Consider the following 16932-nt stretch of genomic DNA (forward strand, 5'->3'; position numbering starts at 1 on the left):
CCGCTCCCCGACGGGGACTACCCCCTCGAGCGCGCACTGGAGTGCGTACGACGATGACCGGCATGCACCGGGTCCTGGCAGGGGTGACCGCGGCGGCGCTGGTGGCGGGCGCGGTGACGGGTGCAGCCGTGGTCGCGACGGGCTGGGTGCCGCCGTGGGGCGGGAGCAGGATCATGCGGCCGAGGCTGTGGGGGCACGGCACGCTGGTGGGCGCCGTGGGCATGTCCGGCTACGCGTTCCTCGGCCCCCTCAACGGCGCCCCCTTCGCCCATATGCCCCTCGCGGCCATGGGCTTCGGGCTGTATCCGGTCGGCACGGCGACGCAGCTGTCGGCCCGGCGACCCGGGCGCGCCCGGGACGCCGCTGCTACGAAGAACGCCTCCTGATCTTCGAGCCCAGCCACACCAGGGGGTCGTACTTGCGGTCGACCGCCCGTTCCTTCAGCGGGATAAGGGCGTTGTCCGTGATCTTGATGCCCTCGGGGCAGACCTCCGTGCAGCACTTGGTGATGTTGCAGTAGCCGAGGCCGTGTTCGTCCTGGGCCGCGCGTTTGCGGTCCAGGCCCCGCTCGGCCGCCGCGTCCAGCGGGTGCATGTCCAGTTCCGCGACCCGCATGAGGTAGCGCGGGCCCGCGAACGCCTGCTTGTTCTCCTCGTGGTCGCGCACCACATGGCAGGTGTTCTGGCACAGGAAACACTCGATGCACTTGCGGAACTCCTGCGAGCGGTCCACGTCCTCCTGCATCATGCGGTACTCGCCCGGGCCGAGCCCCGCGGGCGGGACGAAGGACGGGACCTCGCGCGCCTTCTCGTAGTTGAAGCCGACGTCCGTCACCAGGTCGCGGATCACCGGGAAGGTGCGCAGGGGAGTGACGGTGATCGTCTCCTCCCGGTCGAACACCGACATCCGCGTCATGCACATCAGCCGCGGCCGCCCGTTGATCTCCGCCGAGCACGAACCGCACTTGCCGGCCTTGCAGTTCCAGCGCACCGCGAGATCCGGGGCCTGGGTGGCCTGCAGACGGTGGATGATGTCCAGCACCACCTCGCCGTCGTTGACCTCGACCTTGAAGTCCTCCAGGCCGCCGCCGCCCACATCGCCCCGCCACACCTTGAAGCGGGCTTCGTAGCTGCTCATTCGTACAGCTCCTCTTCGGCGAGGTACTTCACCAGCTCCTCCTTCTCGAAGAGGGCGAGCAGGTCGGGGCGGATGGGTTCGGTGGTCTCCCGGGTGAGCGCGATCTGGCCCCGGACCGGGTCCGTCGCCGCCAGGCCCCCGGTCGGGTCGGTGAGCCGGCACAGCAGGTTGAGCCGCCGCCACGCGCGGTCCATCGACGGGAAGTCCTCGCGGGTGTGACCGCCGCGCGACTCCGTGCGCTCCAGCGCGGCCCGCGCCACGCACTCGCTGACCAGCAGCATGTTCCGCAGGTCCAGCGCCAGATGCCAGCCCGGGTTGTACTGCCGGTGCCCCTCGACGCCCGCCCGGCGCGCCCGCACCCGCAGCTCCGCCAGCTTCTTCAGCGCCTGCTGCATCTCCGACTCGCGGCGGATGATGCCGACCAGGTCGTTCATGGTCTGCTGGAGTTCCTGGTGCAGGGCGTAGGGGTTCTCCGGGGGGCGGCCCTCCTCTCCGACGTCCTCGCCGGGCGCCGGGCCCTCCGCCGAGAACGGGCGCAGCGCCTCGGCCGCAGCCGTGTCCACCTGGACGTCGTCCACGCGGGGCCGCTCGGCCAGCCCCATGGCGTACTGCGCCGCGTGCAGACCGGCCCGGCGCCCGAACACCAGCAGGTCGGAGAGCGAGTTGCCGCCCAGCCGGTTGGAGCCGTGCATCCCGCCGGCCACCTCCCCCGCCGCGTACAGGCCCGTGACCCCGCGGGCCGCCGCCGTGTCCGAGTCGACCGCGATGCCGCCCATCACGTAGTGGCAGGTCGGCCCGACCTCCATCGCCTCGGCGGTGATGTCGACGTCCGCCAGCTCCTTGAACTGGTGGTACATCGACGGCAGCCGGCGCCGGACGACCTCGGCGGGCATGCGCGTCGACACATCCAGGAAGACACCGCCGTGCGGGGAACCCCGGCCCTCTTTCACCTCGGCGTTGATGGCGCGCGCCACCTCGTCCCGGGGCAGCAGCTCGGGCGGGCGGCGGTTGTGTTCCGGGTCGTCGTACCAGCGGTCGGCCTCCGCCTCCGTCTCCGCGTACTTCTCCTTGAAGACGTCGGGGATGTAGTCGAACATGAACCGCTTGCCGTCGGAGTTCATGAGCACCCCGCCGTCGCCGCGCACCGACTCGGTGACGAGGATGCCCTTCACCGACGGCGGCCAGACCATGCCCGTCGGGTGGAACTGCACGAACTCCATGTTCAGCAGCGGCGCCCCGGCGAGCAGCGCCAGCGCGTGCCCGTCGCCGGTGTACTCCCAGGAGTTCGACGTCACCTTGAAGGACTTGCCGATGCCGCCCGTCGCGATCACGACCGCCGGGGCCTCGAGGACGAAGAAGCGGCCGGACTCGCGCTCATAGGCGAAGACACCCGACACCCGATTCCCGTCCTTCAGGATCCGGGTGACCGTGCACTCCTGGAACACCTTCAGCCGGGACTCGTAGTCGCCGGTCTCCTCCTTGTCCTCCTGCTGGAGCGCGACGACCTTCTGCTGGAGCGTGCGGATCAGCTCGAGCCCCGTACGGTCACCGACGTGCGCCAGGCGCGGATACTCGTGGCCGCCGAAGTTGCGCTGGGAGATCTTTCCGTCCTGCGTGCGGTCGAAGAGGGCACCCCAGGTCTCCAGCTCCCAGACCCGGTCGGGTGCCTCGCGCGCGTGGAGCTCCGCCATCCGCCACTGGTTGAGGAACTTCCCGCCCCGCATCGTGTCGCGGAAGTGCACCTGCCAGTTGTCGTGCGGGTTGGCGTTGCCCATCGCCGCCGCGATACCGCCCTCCGCCATCACCGTGTGCGCCTTGCCGAACAGCGACTTGCAGATCACGGCCGTGCGGGCGCCGCGCTCGCGGGCCTCGATGGCGGCGCGCAGCCCGGCGCCGCCGGCCCCGACCACGACCACGTCCCACTCCTGCCGGTCGACCACGGACATCACAAGGCCTCACTGTCGTCAGAACAAGCGCGGATCGGCGAAGGCGCCGGACGCCACCAGGTACACGTAGAAGTCGGCGAGGGCCACGCTGACCAGGGACGCCCACGCCAGCAGCATGTGCCGGGCGTTGAGCCGGCTGATGAACACCCACGTCCGGTACCGCAACGGGTGCCGGGAGAAGTGCTTGAGCTTTCCGCCGACGATGTGCCGGCAGGAGTGGCAGGAGAGCGTGTACGCCCAGATCAGCGCGATGTTCACCAGGAAGACCAGGGTGCCGAGCCCCATGTGGCCCCAGCGGTAGTGCTGGTCGCGGAAGGCGAGCACGGTGTCGTAGGTCAGGACGCCCGCCACCAGGAGCGCCGCGTAGAAGAAGTACCGGTGGACGTTCTGCAGGATCAGCGGGAAGCGGGTCTCGCCGGTGTACTTCTTGTGCGGCTCGGCCACCGCGCAGGCCGGGGGCGACGCCCAGAAGCCGCGGTAGTAGGCCTTGCGGTAGTAGTAGCAGGTCAGGCGGAAGCCCAGCGGGAAGATCAGGATGATGATCGCCGGGGAGATCGCCCACCAGCTGCCGAAGAGGTCCGCGTTGGGCCCCGCGTGCATGGTCCGGCACCGCTCCGCCAGGCACGGCGAGTAGAACGGCGAGACGTACGGCGCGGCGTAGTAGTGCGCGTCGGCGAAGGCGCGCCAGGTCGAGTACACGACGAAGGCCAGCAGCCCGGCGGCGGTGCCGGCCGGGGCCAGCCACCAGCGGTCGGTGCGCAGGTGGCGCCCGGGGATCGCGGCGCGCCTGCCGGTCCGCTCGCCGCCGGGCGCGGCGGCGTGGGTGTCGGGGGATTCGGTGCCAGTGGCCAACTTGGGACGCACCTTCTTCGTCAGGGGGCGTGCCGGTCGCGGGCGCCGAGACCCTCGTCGTCCGAGTCCGTCCACAGGGTGGTGTCGTACGGGGTGTCGGGGATGGCGACGAGATCGGGCCGCCGCAAGGCGCCTGCCGCACTGGCCGCCTCGCGCAGCAGTGCCACGCTCTCGCGCAGGTGGTCGGCGTCGGTGCGGACACGGCGGATGTCGAGCCCGCCGCTGCCCATCTGCCGCTCCAGCCGCCCCACCGACCGGCACAGGTCGTCGAGGCAGCGCTGGACCGATGTCAGTTCCTCGTGCACGGACATGACGTGACCTCGCTTCCACGGGTCCCTAGGGCCTCTCGTGTGGATCATGCCGGGCTCGCGGGCCCTGGCACCGCGCCTCGCCGCGTTGTCGTCGGTTGCCATGGCACCGCCATGGCGCCCTCCTCCGCCTTGCGACGCACGGCACCAGACCCCGCTCACTGATCCGGCCTGATCCAGACGAAGGACCCTGGGACCGGGCCGGCAACGCTCGTGCGCCTGCGAGTGTTGCGCGTCACACCGACCGTAGGGAAGGGACATGCAGCGATTGGCCGACGCACGGGGGTGTGTGCGGGTGCGTTTTCGAATCTCCCGCCACGCCGGGGCGAAGGCAGCGGGGGCCCGGACAGGTGGCCTGCTGCGCCACATGGGTGAGCTTGCCCCGCCGCGTCGTCGTGTCGCCGCATCCCGTCGGCCCCTTTCCTCTTCAGTGGGCGCATACATCTGATCAGCTCCAAATACCCCCAATACTTACAAACCGGATCATAACGCCCTAACCCCGCTCATCCGCGGAGCGGCCCCTCGGAGGTAGACGTGATGTCCCACGACGGCGTCGGACCGCGCGCGGTACTGCGCTCGGTCACATTCCTCACCGCGGGAGCCCTCGCGGCCTCGGCACTCGCCGCCTGCAGCGCCGACGACGAGCAGAAGAGCAAGCCGGTCGCCGCGCAGGACGTCGCTCCCGCCTCCCGCGCCCTCGTCGCCGACGGAGGCACCCTGCGCTGGGCCGTCGACACCGTGCCCGAGACCCTGAACGCCTTCCAGGCGGACGCCGACGCCGCGACCACCCGGATCGCCGGCGCCGTCCTGCCCTCGCTGTTCCGGCTGGACGCGCAGGGCCGCCCCCAGCGCGATCCGGACTTCCTGGAATCCGCCAAGGTGGTGTCGACCGAGCCCAAGCAGGTCGTCGTCTACCGCCTCAACCAGCAGGCCGTCTGGAGCGACGGCCGGGAGATCGGCGCCGACGACTTCGCCGCCCAGTGGCGCGCCCTCGCCGGCAAGGACAACGCCTACTGGACCGCCCGCAACGCCGGCTACGACCGCATCGAGAAGGTGGAGCGCGGCGCGAACAACCTCGAGGTCAAGGTCACCTTCGGCAAGCCGTACGCCGACTGGCGGTCGCTGTTCTCGCCGCTGTACCCGAAGGACGTCACGGGCACCCCGGACAGCTTCAACGACGCGGCCAGACGCGGCCTGAAGGTCACCGCCGGGCCCTTCTCCCTCGCCAAGGTGGACCGCAAGGGCGGGGAGGTCACCCTCGCCCGCAATCCGCGCTGGTGGGGACGGCCCGCCAAGCTCTCCCAGATCGTGCTCGTGGCCGTGCCGCTCGACCAGCGGGCCGCCGCGCTCGCCGACGGCAAGGTCGACCTGGCGGAGGTGAACCCGGAGGACGCCGAGCGGATCACCCTCGCCGCCCGCGACAAGGGCGGCAAGCCCCTTCAGGGCCCCTCCGCGACCCCCAGCGCGACCCCCAGCGCGACCCCCAGCGGCGCCACGGGCGCGCCCGGCGCCGCGCAGCAGCAGGCCCTGCGCGGCTTCGTGATCCGCAAGTCCCTGGAACCCGCCTACACCCAGCTCGCCCTCAACGGCTCCCGGGGCCCCCTCACCGACGAGCGGGTGCGCCGGGCGATCGCCCGCGCCCTGGACCGCACCGAGCTGGCCGGGCTGGTCCTCAAGCCGCTCGGGCTGCCCGCCGTGCCGGTCGGCAGCCACCTCGCGCTCGCCGGGCAGGACGCCTACCAGGACAACAGCGGCTCCCTCGGCAAACAGGACACCGTCCAGGCGCAGGCGCTGCTGGCCGAGGCCGGCTGGGTGCCCGGCGGCCCGGTCAAGGAGGAGCCGAAAAAGAAGAAGAGCGCGGCCGGACCCCAGGGCCACAAGGCGGAGCACGGGGACGGCACGGGCAACGACGGCGCCTACATCGTCGGCCAGGACAACAAGCCGCCCGCCCAGCACGACCCCCGTGACCACGTGAACAAGCCCGCCGACGACCAGGCGGGCGGGCACCTCGACGCCGAGCTCCAGCAGGAGCACGGCCGGCGCCCGGGCGGGGCGCCGGGGGCGTACGCGCCCAAGGGCACAGCCGCGCCGGGCGGCGCCGCCTCCGGGGTGGTCGCCAAGGACGGCAAGGCGCTGCAGCTGCGGTTCGTGCTGCCCTCCGGACCGGGCTCGAAGACCCTGCGGACCGTGGGCGACCGCATCGCCCGCATGCTTCAGAAGATCGGGATCCGCACGGAGATCACCGACGTCCCCGACGACAGCTACTTCAAGGACCACGTCGCGTCCGGGGACTACGACCTGGCGCTGTACTCCTGGCCCGCGACCGCGTTCCCCGCGACCGACGCCCGGCCGATCTTCGCCAAGCCGGTACCGGCGGCGGACGGCTCGCTGAGCGTCGAACAAAACTACACGCGGGTCGGCACCGACCAGGTGGACCAGCTCTTCGACCAGGCGATCGCCACGCTGGACGAGGACGAGGAACGGGACCTGGTCCGCAAGGCCGACGCCCGTATCTGGGCCACGGCGGCCTCGATCCCGCTCTACCAGCGCCCCCAGCTCACAGCCACCCGCACCAACCTGGCGAACGCGGGCTCGTTCGGCTTCGAGACCCCGGTCTACGAGGACATGGGCTACCTGAAGAAGGGCGCCAAACCGTCCCCGAGCCCGTCGTCGTAGCTGTCGGTAGCTGCCCGCAGTTGCCGCGCGCGTCGTAGCCGCCGTAGCTGCGGGCGGTCGTGCCGCTGGGGCGGCACGGGTGGGCGCAGCGGCGGTTGCGCACCCACCCCCCCGCCCAGCCCCGGCTCCGGACGCCGCACAACCACCCTGAGCTGCACCGACGTAACCCGGCCCCCCTCAGCGGCAGCGCCCCCGTACCATGGGGTGAGGCCGTGGCACGTTCAGCCCGGCAGGGCGCGCGTACCGAGGACGTACGCGCAGCCGTCCTCACCACTCCGGGAGTACGCCGCAATATGGCTGTGACTGCAACGCGTCACGACATCCGCAATGTCGCCATCGTCGCCCACGTCGACCACGGTAAGACGACCATCGTCGACGGCATGCTGAAGCAGGCCGGCGCCTTCGCCGCCCACCAGCTCGAGCAGGTCGACGACCGCGTCATGGACTCGAACGACCTGGAGCGTGAGAAGGGCATCACGATCCTCGCCAAGAACACGGCGGTGAAGTACCACCCGAAGGACGGCGGGGACCCGATCACGATCAACATCATCGACACCCCCGGCCACGCCGACTTCGGCGGCGAGGTCGAGCGCGGTCTGTCGATGGTCGACGGTGTCGTGCTGCTCGTCGACGCCTCCGAGGGCCCGCTCCCGCAGACCCGTTTCGTGCTGCGCAAGGCCCTGCAGGCCCGGCTGCCCGTCATCCTGTGCATCAACAAGACGGACCGCCCCGACGCCCGTATCGACGAGGTCGTCAACGAGACCTACGACCTGTTCCTCGACCTGGACGCGGACGAGGAGCAGATCGAGTTCCCGATCGTCTACGCCTGCGGCCGCGACGGCATCGCGTCGCTGACCAAGCCGGAGAACGGCACGGTCCCGGCCGACTCCACCAGCCTGGAGCCGTTCTTCTCCACGATCCTGGAGCACATCCCGGCCCCGACCTACGACGAGGAGGCCCCGCTCCAGGCGCACGTCACCAACCTGGACGCCGACAACTTCCTCGGCCGTATCGCGCTGCTCCGCGTCGAGCAGGGCGAGCTGCGCAAGGGCCAGACCGTCGCCTGGATCAAGCGCGACGGCACGATCAGCAACGTCCGCATCAGCGAGCTGATGATGACCGAGGCCCTCACCCGCAAGCCCGCCGAGAAGGCCGGCCCGGGTGACATCTGCGCCGTCGCCGGCATCCCCGACATCATGATCGGCGAGACCCTGGCCGACCCCGAGAACCCCATCGCGCTGCCGCTGATCACGGTCGACGAACCCGCGATCTCCATGGTCATCGGTACGAACACCTCGCCGCTGGTCGGTAAGGGCGGCACCGGCAAGGGCGCCAACGCCAAGGCCACGGTCAAGGACCGCAAGGTCACCGCCCGCCAGGTCAAGGACCGTCTCGACCGCGAGCTGGTCGGTAACGTCAGTCTTCGGGTGCTGGACACCGAACGCCCGGACGCGTGGGAGGTCCAGGGCCGCGGTGAGCTGGCGCTGGCCATCCTGGTCGAGCAGATGCGCCGTGAGGGCTACGAGCTGACGGTGGGCAAGCCTCAGGTCGTCACCAAGGAGATCGACGGCAAGGTCCACGAGCCGTTCGAGCGCATGACGATCGACGTGCCCGAGGAGCACATGGGCGCGGTCACGCAGCTCATGGGTGTCCGCAAGGGCCGTATGGACAACATGTCCAACCACGGCTCGGGCTGGGTCCGCATGGAGTTCGTGGTCCCCTCCCGCGGTCTGATCGGCTTCCGCACCGAGTTCCTGACCAGCACCCGCGGCACGGGCATCGGCCACTCCATCCACGAGGGCTTCGAGCCCTGGGCCGGCCCGCTCCAGACCCGTAACAACGGCTCGCTGGTGGCCGACCGCTCCGGCTCCGTCACCGCGTTCGCGATGACGAACCTCCAGGAGCGCGGCACGCTGTTCGTGGAGCCGGGCACCGAGGTGTACGAGGGCATGATCGTCGGCGAGAACTCCCGCTCCGACGACATGGACGTCAACATCACCAAGGAGAAGAAGCTCACCAACATCCGGTCCGCCACGGCCGACATCGCCGAGTCGATCGTGCCGCCGCGCAAGCTGTCGCTCGAGCAGTCCCTGGAGTTCTGCCGTGACGACGAGTGCGTCGAGGTGACGCCGGAGGCGGTCCGCATCCGCAAGGTCGTGCTGGACCAGCGTGAGCGGGCCCGCGCCGCGAGCCGCGCCAAGCACAGCTGATTTCCGGCCATCCACGACAGGGTCGGGCGCTCCGCGAGTCGGGGTGCCCGGCCCTGTCGCGCAAAGCAGCGGGATAGGGAAAACCCTTCACTTCCTCCAGGGAGCCGCACAGCCCGACCTGTGCCCACTACCCTGCTGATGAGGTGCATTCCGGCCATGCCAGGCGGATCGCCGGCGAACGGGCTTTGCGGGGGCGGCCGTTCACCCCGAACAGGAACGGCTCGAGCACGCTGCGCATCGGTGTGCGGATACGCCAGTGGCGCCCCCGCACACCTTCACTGTAATCGCAACCGGATTTTTTCCCCCTAGTGTCCGGAATGCGGACACCCGGCCCCGGTAGATGTGTAACAAGTCCGTTTCGCAGGGATCTTTCGGCAAACCGTTTGTCCGGATTTTGGAAGATGTACGGACCAGGTGTGATGGAACCGAGACCTTAGGGGTGTGGTTCGTCCCTGGTCGATGGCAGATAGTTAGGCGCGTAGAGCTCGGATCAACGGGTCACGCCGCTGGCGGCGCCGACTCACGAGCGCGGGGGCACCTGACCATTTCAGGCACCGGTGACGGTGATGTGTCTTGTGCCCCTCCATGCGGTGAACCAATGGACTCATGAGGAGGAGCCCCATGCGTGGTGCCAAGAGCGCCAAGTGGGTTGCGATAGCCGCGGTTGTGGCGCTGGGCGCGACGGCCTGTGGCGGCGGCGGGAACTCGGGTAGCGAAAGCTCGAAGAAGATCGACCCGAACGGCGTCTTCAGCTACCAGAGCAACGAGCCGCAGCACCCCATTCAGCCGGCCAACGTCATGGAGACCGGTGGTGGCCACATCACCGACGCCCTCTTCAGCGGCCTTGCCGACTACAACCCCAAGACGGGCAAGCTCGAGAACCTCGTCGCCGAGTCCATCAAGCAGGACGACGCAAGCCACTACACCATCACGGTGAAGAAGGGCTGGACGTTCCACAACGGCGAGCCGGTCACCGCGCACTCCTTCGTCGACGCCTGGAACTGGGGCGCCGACTCGAAGAACGCCCAGCAGAACGCCTCCTGGTTCGCGGACATCAAGGGCTACGCCGACGTCCACCCGGACAAGGGCGACCCGAAGACCGACAAGATGTCCGGTCTGACCACGCCGGACGACTACACCATCAAGGTCGAGCTGGCCAACCCGGTTCCGTACTGGACGTACAAGCTCGGCTACAGCGCGTTCTACCCGCTGCCCAAGGCCTTCTACTCGGACCCGAAGAAGTACGGCCAGGAGCCTGTCGGCAACGGCCCGTACAAGTTCGTGAAGTGGAACCACAACCAGGACTTCCTGGTGAAGACGTACGACAAGTACGCGGGCCCGAAGCCGAAGAACGGCGGCATCGACTTCAAGTTCTACACGACCTCCGAGGCCGCCTACCAGGACGCGGTCTCCAACAACCTGGACGTGCTGGACCAGGTCGCGCCGACCGACATGGCCAAGTACCACCAGGACCTGGGCAAGCGCGCGGTCGACGCCCCGCAGGGTGCCATCCAGACCATCGCAGTCGCCGAATACGCGCCGGCGATCAAGAACATCAAGGACCACGCGAAGTTCATCGAGGGCCTGTCCATGGCCATCGACCGCAACACCATCACCAAGACGGTGCTCGCCGGTTCGCGTGAACCCGCCACCGGCTTCGTCCCGCCGAACGTCGATGGTTACAAGGCGGGCCTCTGCGGCGACGCCTGCACGTACAACCCCGCCAAGGCCAAGCAGCTGGTCCAGGAGTCGGGCGGCGCCAACGCGCAGATCTCGATCCTCTACAACGCCGACGGCGGCCACAAGGAATGGGTGACGGCGGTGTGCGCCAACATCACCCAGAACACCGGCGTCAAGTGCGAGGGCGACGCGAAGGCCGACTTCAAGACGGCGCTCGACGTCCGCCAGAAGAAGAAGGTCCAGAGCCTCTACCGCTCCGGCTGGGTGCAGGACTACCCGCTGAACGCCAACTTCCTGAAGGACCTGTACGGCAGCACCGCCGCGGGTAACGAGGGCGGCTACTCCAACAAGGAGTTCGACGCGCTCGCGGCGAAGGCCGACAAGGCCGCTTCGCTGGAGGAGTCGGTGAAGCTGTACCAGGACGCCGAGGCGGCCCTGTACAAGGACATGCCGGCCATCCCGCTCTGGTACTACAAGACGAACGCGGGTTACTCCGAGAACGTCACGGGCGTCAGCTACGACACCTTCGGCAAGCCGGTCTACGCGGACGTCGAGGTCTACAAGAAGTAAGAGGCCGCAACGGTCGATCCACCGAGGCGCCCGCGCATGCCGCGGGCGCCCCACCGTTCGCAACTGGTGGCCGCCCTGCACCCCCCACAAGGAGAGCGCGGCAGGGCCGGCCGCCGGAGCGGCTCACAATGGAGGCTCGATGGGGCGCTATGTCGCGCGGCGACTGCTCCAGATGATCCCGGTCTTCATCGGGACCACTCTGCTCATCTTTCTGATGGTGTACTCCCTGCCCGGTGACCCCGTGCGGGCGCTGTGGGGCGACAGGCCTGCCGACCCACAGGCGATGGCGCGCCTGAAGCACGAGTACTGGCTGGACCGGCCGGTGTTCGAGCAGTACTGGCACTACATCACCAACGTCCTCAAGGGGGACTTCGGAACCAGCTTCGTGACCGGACGCAAGGTCGTGGACGTGATGTCCGAGGTCTTCCCGGTGACGATCCGGCTCGCCCTGGTCGCGTTCACCATCGAGATCGTTGTCGGGCTGGCCCTGGGCCTGCTGTCCGGCCTCAACCGCGGCAAGTTCTACGACAAGCTCGTTCTGGTGATCACGCTTCTGCTGGTCTCCATCCCGATCTTCGTGCTCGGTTTCGTCTCCCAGACGGTCTTCGGCAACCAGCTCGGTTGGGTCACTCCGACGGTCCAGGACTCCAACAACATCGCCCAGCTGATCCTGCCGGGCGCCGTCCTCGGGTCGCTGTCCTTCGCGTACGTAGCCCGCCTCAGCCGGACCTCCATCGCCGAGAACCTGCGCGCTGACTATGTGCGCACCGCTGTGGCCAAGGGCCTGCCGCGCCGTCGCGTCATCGGCGTTCACCTGCTGCGCAACTCGCTGATCCCCGTGGTGACCTTCCTCGGCACCGACCTGGGCGCCCTGATGGGCGGTGCCATCGTCACCGAGGGCATCTTCAACGTGCACGGCATCGGCAACACGCTGTACCGGTCGATCAACCAGTCCGACAACACCACGGTCGTCGGCATCGTGACCGTCCTGGTGATCGTCTACCTGGTCTCCAGCCTCGTCGTCGACCTGCTCTACGCCGTCCTGGACCCGAGGATCCGCTATGTCTGAGGCACTCACGACCGAAACGGCCCTGGAGGAGGCGGTCGCCACCGCGGCGGCCCCCGGCCCCTCACAGGACAAGCCGCGCAGCCTCTGGTCCGACGCCTGGCGGGACCTGCGTCGCAACCCCTTCTTCGTGATCTCCGGGGTGCTGATCGTCCTGCTCGTGTTGATCGCGGCCTTTCCCGGCCTGTTCACCTCCACCGACCCGAAGCACGCCGACCTCGCCCACCACTACCTGACCGGGCCCAACTGGAGCCACATCGGCCAGGCCGATTGGTTCGGGTACGACGGGCAGGGCCGAAGCGTTTACTCCCGGGTGATCTACGGCGCACGTGCCTCGATCATCGTCGGCATCTGCACCACCCTCGGTGTCGCGCTCCTCGGCAGTGTGATGGGCATGTTCGCGGGCTACTACGGCGGCTGGATGGACGCGGTGCTCTCCCGGGTCACTGACGTCTTCTTCGGTATTCCGCTGCTGCTGGGCGCCATCGTCGTCCTGAACGCCTTCACCCACCGCACGGTGTGGACCGTGGTGGCCGCGATGGTCTTCCTCGGCTGGACCCAGATCACCCGCGTCATGCGCGGTTCGGTGATCACCGTCAAGCAGCAGGACTTCGTCCAGGCCGCGCGGGCGCTCGGCGCCGGCACCGGGCGGATCCTGCTGCGGCACATCCTGCCGAACGCGGTCGCCCCCGTGATCGTGGTCTCCACCATCGCGCTCGGTGGCTACATCTCGCTCGAGGCGACCCTGTCCTTCCTGGGCATCGGCCTTCCGGACAGCGCCGTCTCCTGGGGCAACGACATCTCGTCCGCGCAGACGGTCATCCGTACCGCGCCGCACGTGCTGTTCTTCCCCAGCGCCATGCTGAGCCTCACCGTGCTCGCGTTCATCATGCTCGGCGACGCTGTCCGCGACGCCCTCGACCCGAAGCTGCGCTGAGGGAGGCGTACGTGACGATCATCGAAGACACCGCACTTGTACCGGCCCCCCGCGAAGACCACGAGGGTCCCCTGCTCGAAGTGCGCGACCTGCACGTCGAGTTCCACACCCGGGACGGCGTGGCCAAGGCCGTCAACGGCGTCAACTACAGCGTCAGCGCGGGCGAGACCCTCGCCGTCCTCGGCGAGTCGGGCTCCGGCAAGTCCGTGACCGCGCAGGCCATCATGGGCATCCTCGACATGCCGCCGGCGAAGATCCCCAAGGGCGAGATTCTCTTCCGCGGTCAGGACATGCTCAAGATGTCCGCCGAGGAGCGCCGCAAGATCCGTGGCCGCCGGATCGCCATGATCTTCCAGGACGCGCTCAGCTCCCTGAACCCGGTGCTGTCCGTCGGCTACCAGCTCGGCGAGATGTTCCGCGTCCACCTCGGCCTGTCCAAGAAGGAGGCCAAGGCCAAGGCGATCGAACTGATGGACCGGGTGAAGATCCCGGCCGCCGCGGACCGTGTGAACGACTATCCGCACCAGTTCTCGGGCGGTATGCGCCAGCGCATCATGATCGCAATGGCGCTCGCTCTGGAGCCGGACCTGATCATCGCCGACGAGCCGACCACCGCCCTCGACGTGACGGTCCAGGCCCAGGTCATGGACCTGCTCGCGGAACTCCAGCGCGAGTACAACATGGGTCTGATCCTGATCACCCACGACCTCGGCGTCGTTGCCGACGTGGCGGACAAGATCGCGGTGATGTACGCGGGACGGATCGTGGAGCGCGCCCCGGTGCACGAGCTGTACAAGCGGCCCGCGCACCCGTACACGCGGGGTCTGCTGGACTCGATCCCACGCCTGGACCAGAAGGGCCAGGAGCTCTACGCGATCAAGGGTCTGCCGCCCAACCTGCTGCGCATCCCGAGCGGTTGTGCCTTCAACCCGCGCTGCCCCATGGCCCAGGACATCTGCCGCAGCGACGTCCCGGCCCTGCATCCGGTCACCGAGCCGGACGGCACCGAGCTGCCCGGCCGCGGCTCCGCGTGCCACTTCTGGAAGGAGACGATCCATGGCTGAGCCGATCAAGAAGGACGCCCCGGCCGACGCCACGCCGAACGTCTCCGAGGTCGAGGTGGTCGACGCGCACTCCGACGAGGAGGCGGTCGCCGCCATAGAGGCTCCGGTGGAGCGTGGCGAGCCGATTCTGCAGGTGCGCAACCTGGTCAAGCACTTCCCGCTGACGCAGGGCATCCTCTTCAAGAGGCAGATAGGCGCGGTCAAGGCCGTCGACGGTGTCTCCTTCGACCTGTACCAGGGCGAGACGCTGGGCATCGTGGGGGAGTCAGGCTGCGGCAAGTCGACCGTGGCCAAACTCCTGATGCACCTGGAGCGGGCCACCGCCGGCGAGATCTTCTACAAGGGCCAGGACATCACCAAGCTGTCCGGGCGTGCCCTGAAGGCAGTGCGCCGCAACATCCAGATGGTGTTCCAGGACCCGTACACGTCGCTCAACCCGCGTATGACGGTGGGCGACATCATCGGCGAGCCCTTCGACATCCACCCCGAGGTGGCCCCCAAGGGCGACCGGCGCCGCAAGGTGCAGGAGCTCCTCGACGTCGTGGGTCTCAACCCGGAGTACATCAACCGCTACCCGCACCAGTTCTCGGGCGGTCAGCGCCAGCGCATCGGCATCGCCCGCGGCCTGGCCCTGAACCCCGAGGTCATCATCTGCGACGAGCCGGTCTCCGCCCTGGACGTGTCGGTCCAGGCGCAGGTCATCAACCTGATGGAGCGACTGCAGGACGAGTTCAACCTCTCCTACATCTTCATCGCGCACGACCTGTCGATCGTCCGGCACATCTCGGACCGCGTGGGCGTGATGTACCTCGGCAAGATCGCCGAGATCGGCACGGACGAGCAGATCTACGACCACCCGACGCACCCCTACACCCAGGCGCTGCTGTCGGCGGTCCCCGTGCCGGACCCGGAGGCCCGTGAGCACCGCGAGCGGATCATCCTCACCGGCGACGTGCCGTCCCCGGCCAACCCGCCCTCGGGCTGCAGCTTCCGCACCCGCTGCTGGAAGGCCACGGACCGGTGCGCCGAGGAGGTGCCGCTGCTGGCGATCCCCGAGCGCTTCAAGGACGCGGACTCGCCCGCGGCCCACGAGTCGGCGTGCCACTTCGCCGAGGAGAAGGACGTCGTGCACGCGGCCTGATCAGACATGAACGACCGAAGGCGCCTGGCTCATTTGAGAGCTGGGCGCCTTTGTGTGTGCTCGCAGGCCGTAGCCCGCGGAGAACGGGGAATTGGCTCGTGCGTCCTGGTGGTTTTCGTCGTGTCGTTCTCGGTCGCGCGCCTGCCTCCGCACCGCTCTACCCCACGTTTCCAGCAGTTCGCGCTCGCGCCGGCTGCTGAGGCCGGCCCGGCGGGGCCGGTTCAGACCCTGCTCCCGCTCCCAGCACAGGGTCTGCGCCAAGAGCTCCGCCCGAGGCCGGTGCCGCAGGCCGACCGCGGTCGCCGCTGCGCCATTGCGGGCGCTGAAGCCAACCCAGTCCGGGTCGGCCACCCACAGCGCGAGCGACTCCGGGCCCATGGCCTGGACCACCTTCTGCCCGAGCAGCCAGTCGTTGTCTGCCTCCACCACTGGCCCGGTGTGCCCGCCGATCTCCCTCGACAGCGCGACCCACTCCCCGAAAGGCACGATCGGGCCGACCGCGTCGTACGTTCCGGTCGTGCCGTTCTCCGCACAGTCGAGCAACCATGCAGCGAGGTCTCGGGCGTCGACCACCTGCGTCGGGAGGCCAGGGCAAGCCGGCACCAGCAGCGGGGCCAGCGGCTCGCGGGCCGCGCGGGCGACCCAGTACCCGCAGCGGCCGCTGTGGTCACCGGGGCCGCCGATCAGTCCCGCCCGCGCGATGAGCAGCCGGTCGCCCACTGCGGCCGCCGCGGCCTCCTCGCAAGCCACCTTGGCCTGTCCGAACTCGGCGTGGTCGACCTCGTCCCGCTCGGCCGCCGGGAGCAGTTCCGCCGACTCGTCCGCGTCCAGCTGCGCATGCGAGGCATACGCGCTGACCGACGACACGTACGACCAATGGCCCGTATTTTCGCCGAGCGCCGCCAGGGCCCCGCGGACGAAGCCCGGCTGCCACGAGACCTCGACCACGGCGTCCCACTCCTGTCGCGGCAGACGTTCGTACGCTGACGGGTCACGTCTGTCCGCAGCGACCAACTCGGCGCCCTCGGCCACCTCGCCGCTCTCCCCGCGGGCCAGGCAGGTCACCCGATGCCCACGTTCCAGTGCCTGCCGCGAGACCTCGCGGCCCACCCACGCCGTTCCGCCCAGCACCAAGATCTTCATCGGGCCACTCAAACACGGACTGTGAGCATGCACGTCCCCGCTTCGCCGAGAGCAGAGATCCGCCAGGGCACACCGGGGCGACCTGCACCTAGGGCTCGTGACCCCGATCATCATGCGGGAGATCACCGGCATGATCCGGCGGCGCCGCGGCTCACGCCGCCCCGCCCGTTGGTGTCGACGGGGTCCGCCGTGGCCGACCCTG

General features: G+C 69.1%; 13 protein-coding genes. 8 read left to right on the plus strand and 5 right to left on the minus strand.

Annotated elements, in window-relative coordinates; translation table 11 throughout:
• Positions 1-53 precede the first annotated feature (53 nt).
• Entirely contained in the window at positions 54-386 is a 333-nt protein-coding gene (locus ACIRC0_RS10515) for a hypothetical protein (protein ID WP_403613932.1), read from the plus strand.
• On the opposite strand, the gene ACIRC0_RS10520 is transcribed toward ACIRC0_RS10515, so the two are convergent.
• The 4 genes from ACIRC0_RS10520 to ACIRC0_RS10535 are packed head-to-tail and all read right to left on the minus strand — an operon-like array spanning position 367 to position 4246.
• Positions 367-1137: a succinate dehydrogenase/fumarate reductase iron-sulfur subunit gene (locus tag ACIRC0_RS10520; protein WP_403613935.1), complete on the minus strand. Its 771-nt coding sequence runs from the start codon at positions 1135-1137 to the stop codon at positions 367-369. The two genes, ACIRC0_RS10515 and ACIRC0_RS10520, sit on opposite strands and share 20 nt — an antisense overlap.
• A complete protein-coding gene (locus tag ACIRC0_RS10525; protein WP_403613937.1) occupies positions 1134-3083 on the minus strand; it encodes a fumarate reductase/succinate dehydrogenase flavoprotein subunit in 1950 nt (649 codons plus the stop codon). The genes ACIRC0_RS10520 and ACIRC0_RS10525 overlap by 4 nt, the downstream gene beginning before the upstream one ends.
• An 18-nt stretch (positions 3084-3101) precedes the next feature.
• On the minus strand, positions 3102-3935 hold the full coding sequence (locus ACIRC0_RS10530; protein WP_403613939.1) for a hypothetical protein: 834 nt from the start codon (positions 3933-3935) through the stop codon (positions 3102-3104).
• A 20-nt stretch (positions 3936-3955) separates the two neighbouring features.
• Positions 3956-4246: a hypothetical protein gene (locus ACIRC0_RS10535; protein WP_263231826.1), complete on the minus strand. Its 291-nt coding sequence runs from the start codon at positions 4244-4246 to the stop codon at positions 3956-3958.
• A gap of 534 nt (positions 4247-4780) precedes the next feature.
• Between ACIRC0_RS10535 and ACIRC0_RS10540 the strand changes: the two genes are divergently transcribed.
• From ACIRC0_RS10540 to ACIRC0_RS10570, 7 genes are all read left to right on the plus strand, one after another.
• Positions 4781-6919 carry an ABC transporter family substrate-binding protein gene (locus tag ACIRC0_RS10540; RefSeq protein ID WP_403613942.1) on the plus strand — a complete coding sequence of 713 codons (2139 nt, stop codon included), beginning with the start codon at positions 4781-4783 and terminating at the stop codon, positions 6917-6919.
• A gap of 293 nt (positions 6920-7212) precedes the next feature.
• The gene (typA, locus tag ACIRC0_RS10545) at positions 7213-9129 is read left to right on the plus strand and encodes a translational GTPase TypA (protein WP_403613944.1); all 1917 of its coding nucleotides are present in this window, start codon (positions 7213-7215) and stop codon (positions 9127-9129) included.
• Positions 9130-9750: 621 nt separating this feature from the next.
• Positions 9751-11379, plus strand: a complete 1629-nt coding sequence (locus tag ACIRC0_RS10550) for an ABC transporter substrate-binding protein (RefSeq protein WP_403613946.1) — start codon at positions 9751-9753, stop codon at positions 11377-11379.
• A 139-nt stretch (positions 11380-11518) separates the two neighbouring features.
• Positions 11519-12448: an ABC transporter permease gene (locus tag ACIRC0_RS10555; RefSeq protein ID WP_403613949.1), complete on the plus strand. Its 930-nt coding sequence runs from the start codon at positions 11519-11521 to the stop codon at positions 12446-12448.
• Positions 12441-13382 (plus strand): ABC transporter permease, encoded by a 942-nt coding sequence (locus tag ACIRC0_RS10560; RefSeq protein ID WP_403613951.1) that lies wholly within the window; start codon positions 12441-12443, stop codon positions 13380-13382. Before ACIRC0_RS10555 ends, ACIRC0_RS10560 begins: the two co-directional genes overlap by 8 nt.
• A gap of 11 nt (positions 13383-13393) precedes the next feature.
• Positions 13394-14446 carry an ABC transporter ATP-binding protein gene (locus ACIRC0_RS10565; protein ID WP_403613954.1) on the plus strand — a complete coding sequence of 351 codons (1053 nt, stop codon included), beginning with the start codon at positions 13394-13396 and terminating at the stop codon, positions 14444-14446.
• Complete coding sequence (locus ACIRC0_RS10570) at positions 14439-15587, plus strand: ABC transporter ATP-binding protein (RefSeq protein WP_403613957.1); 1149 nt, start codon at positions 14439-14441, stop codon at positions 15585-15587. Before ACIRC0_RS10565 ends, ACIRC0_RS10570 begins: the two co-directional genes overlap by 8 nt.
• Here the strand turns inward: ACIRC0_RS10570 and ACIRC0_RS10575 are convergent, their stop codons facing one another.
• On the minus strand, positions 15588-16730 hold the full coding sequence (locus tag ACIRC0_RS10575) for an NAD-dependent epimerase/dehydratase family protein (protein ID WP_403613960.1): 1143 nt from the start codon (positions 16728-16730) through the stop codon (positions 15588-15590).
• Between the last annotated feature and the right edge of the window lie 202 nt (positions 16731-16932).

It is taken from the genome of Streptomyces sp. NPDC093984 (assembly GCF_044764595.1).
GTDB lineage: Bacteria > Actinomycetota > Actinomycetes > Streptomycetales > Streptomycetaceae > Streptomyces > Streptomyces cynarae.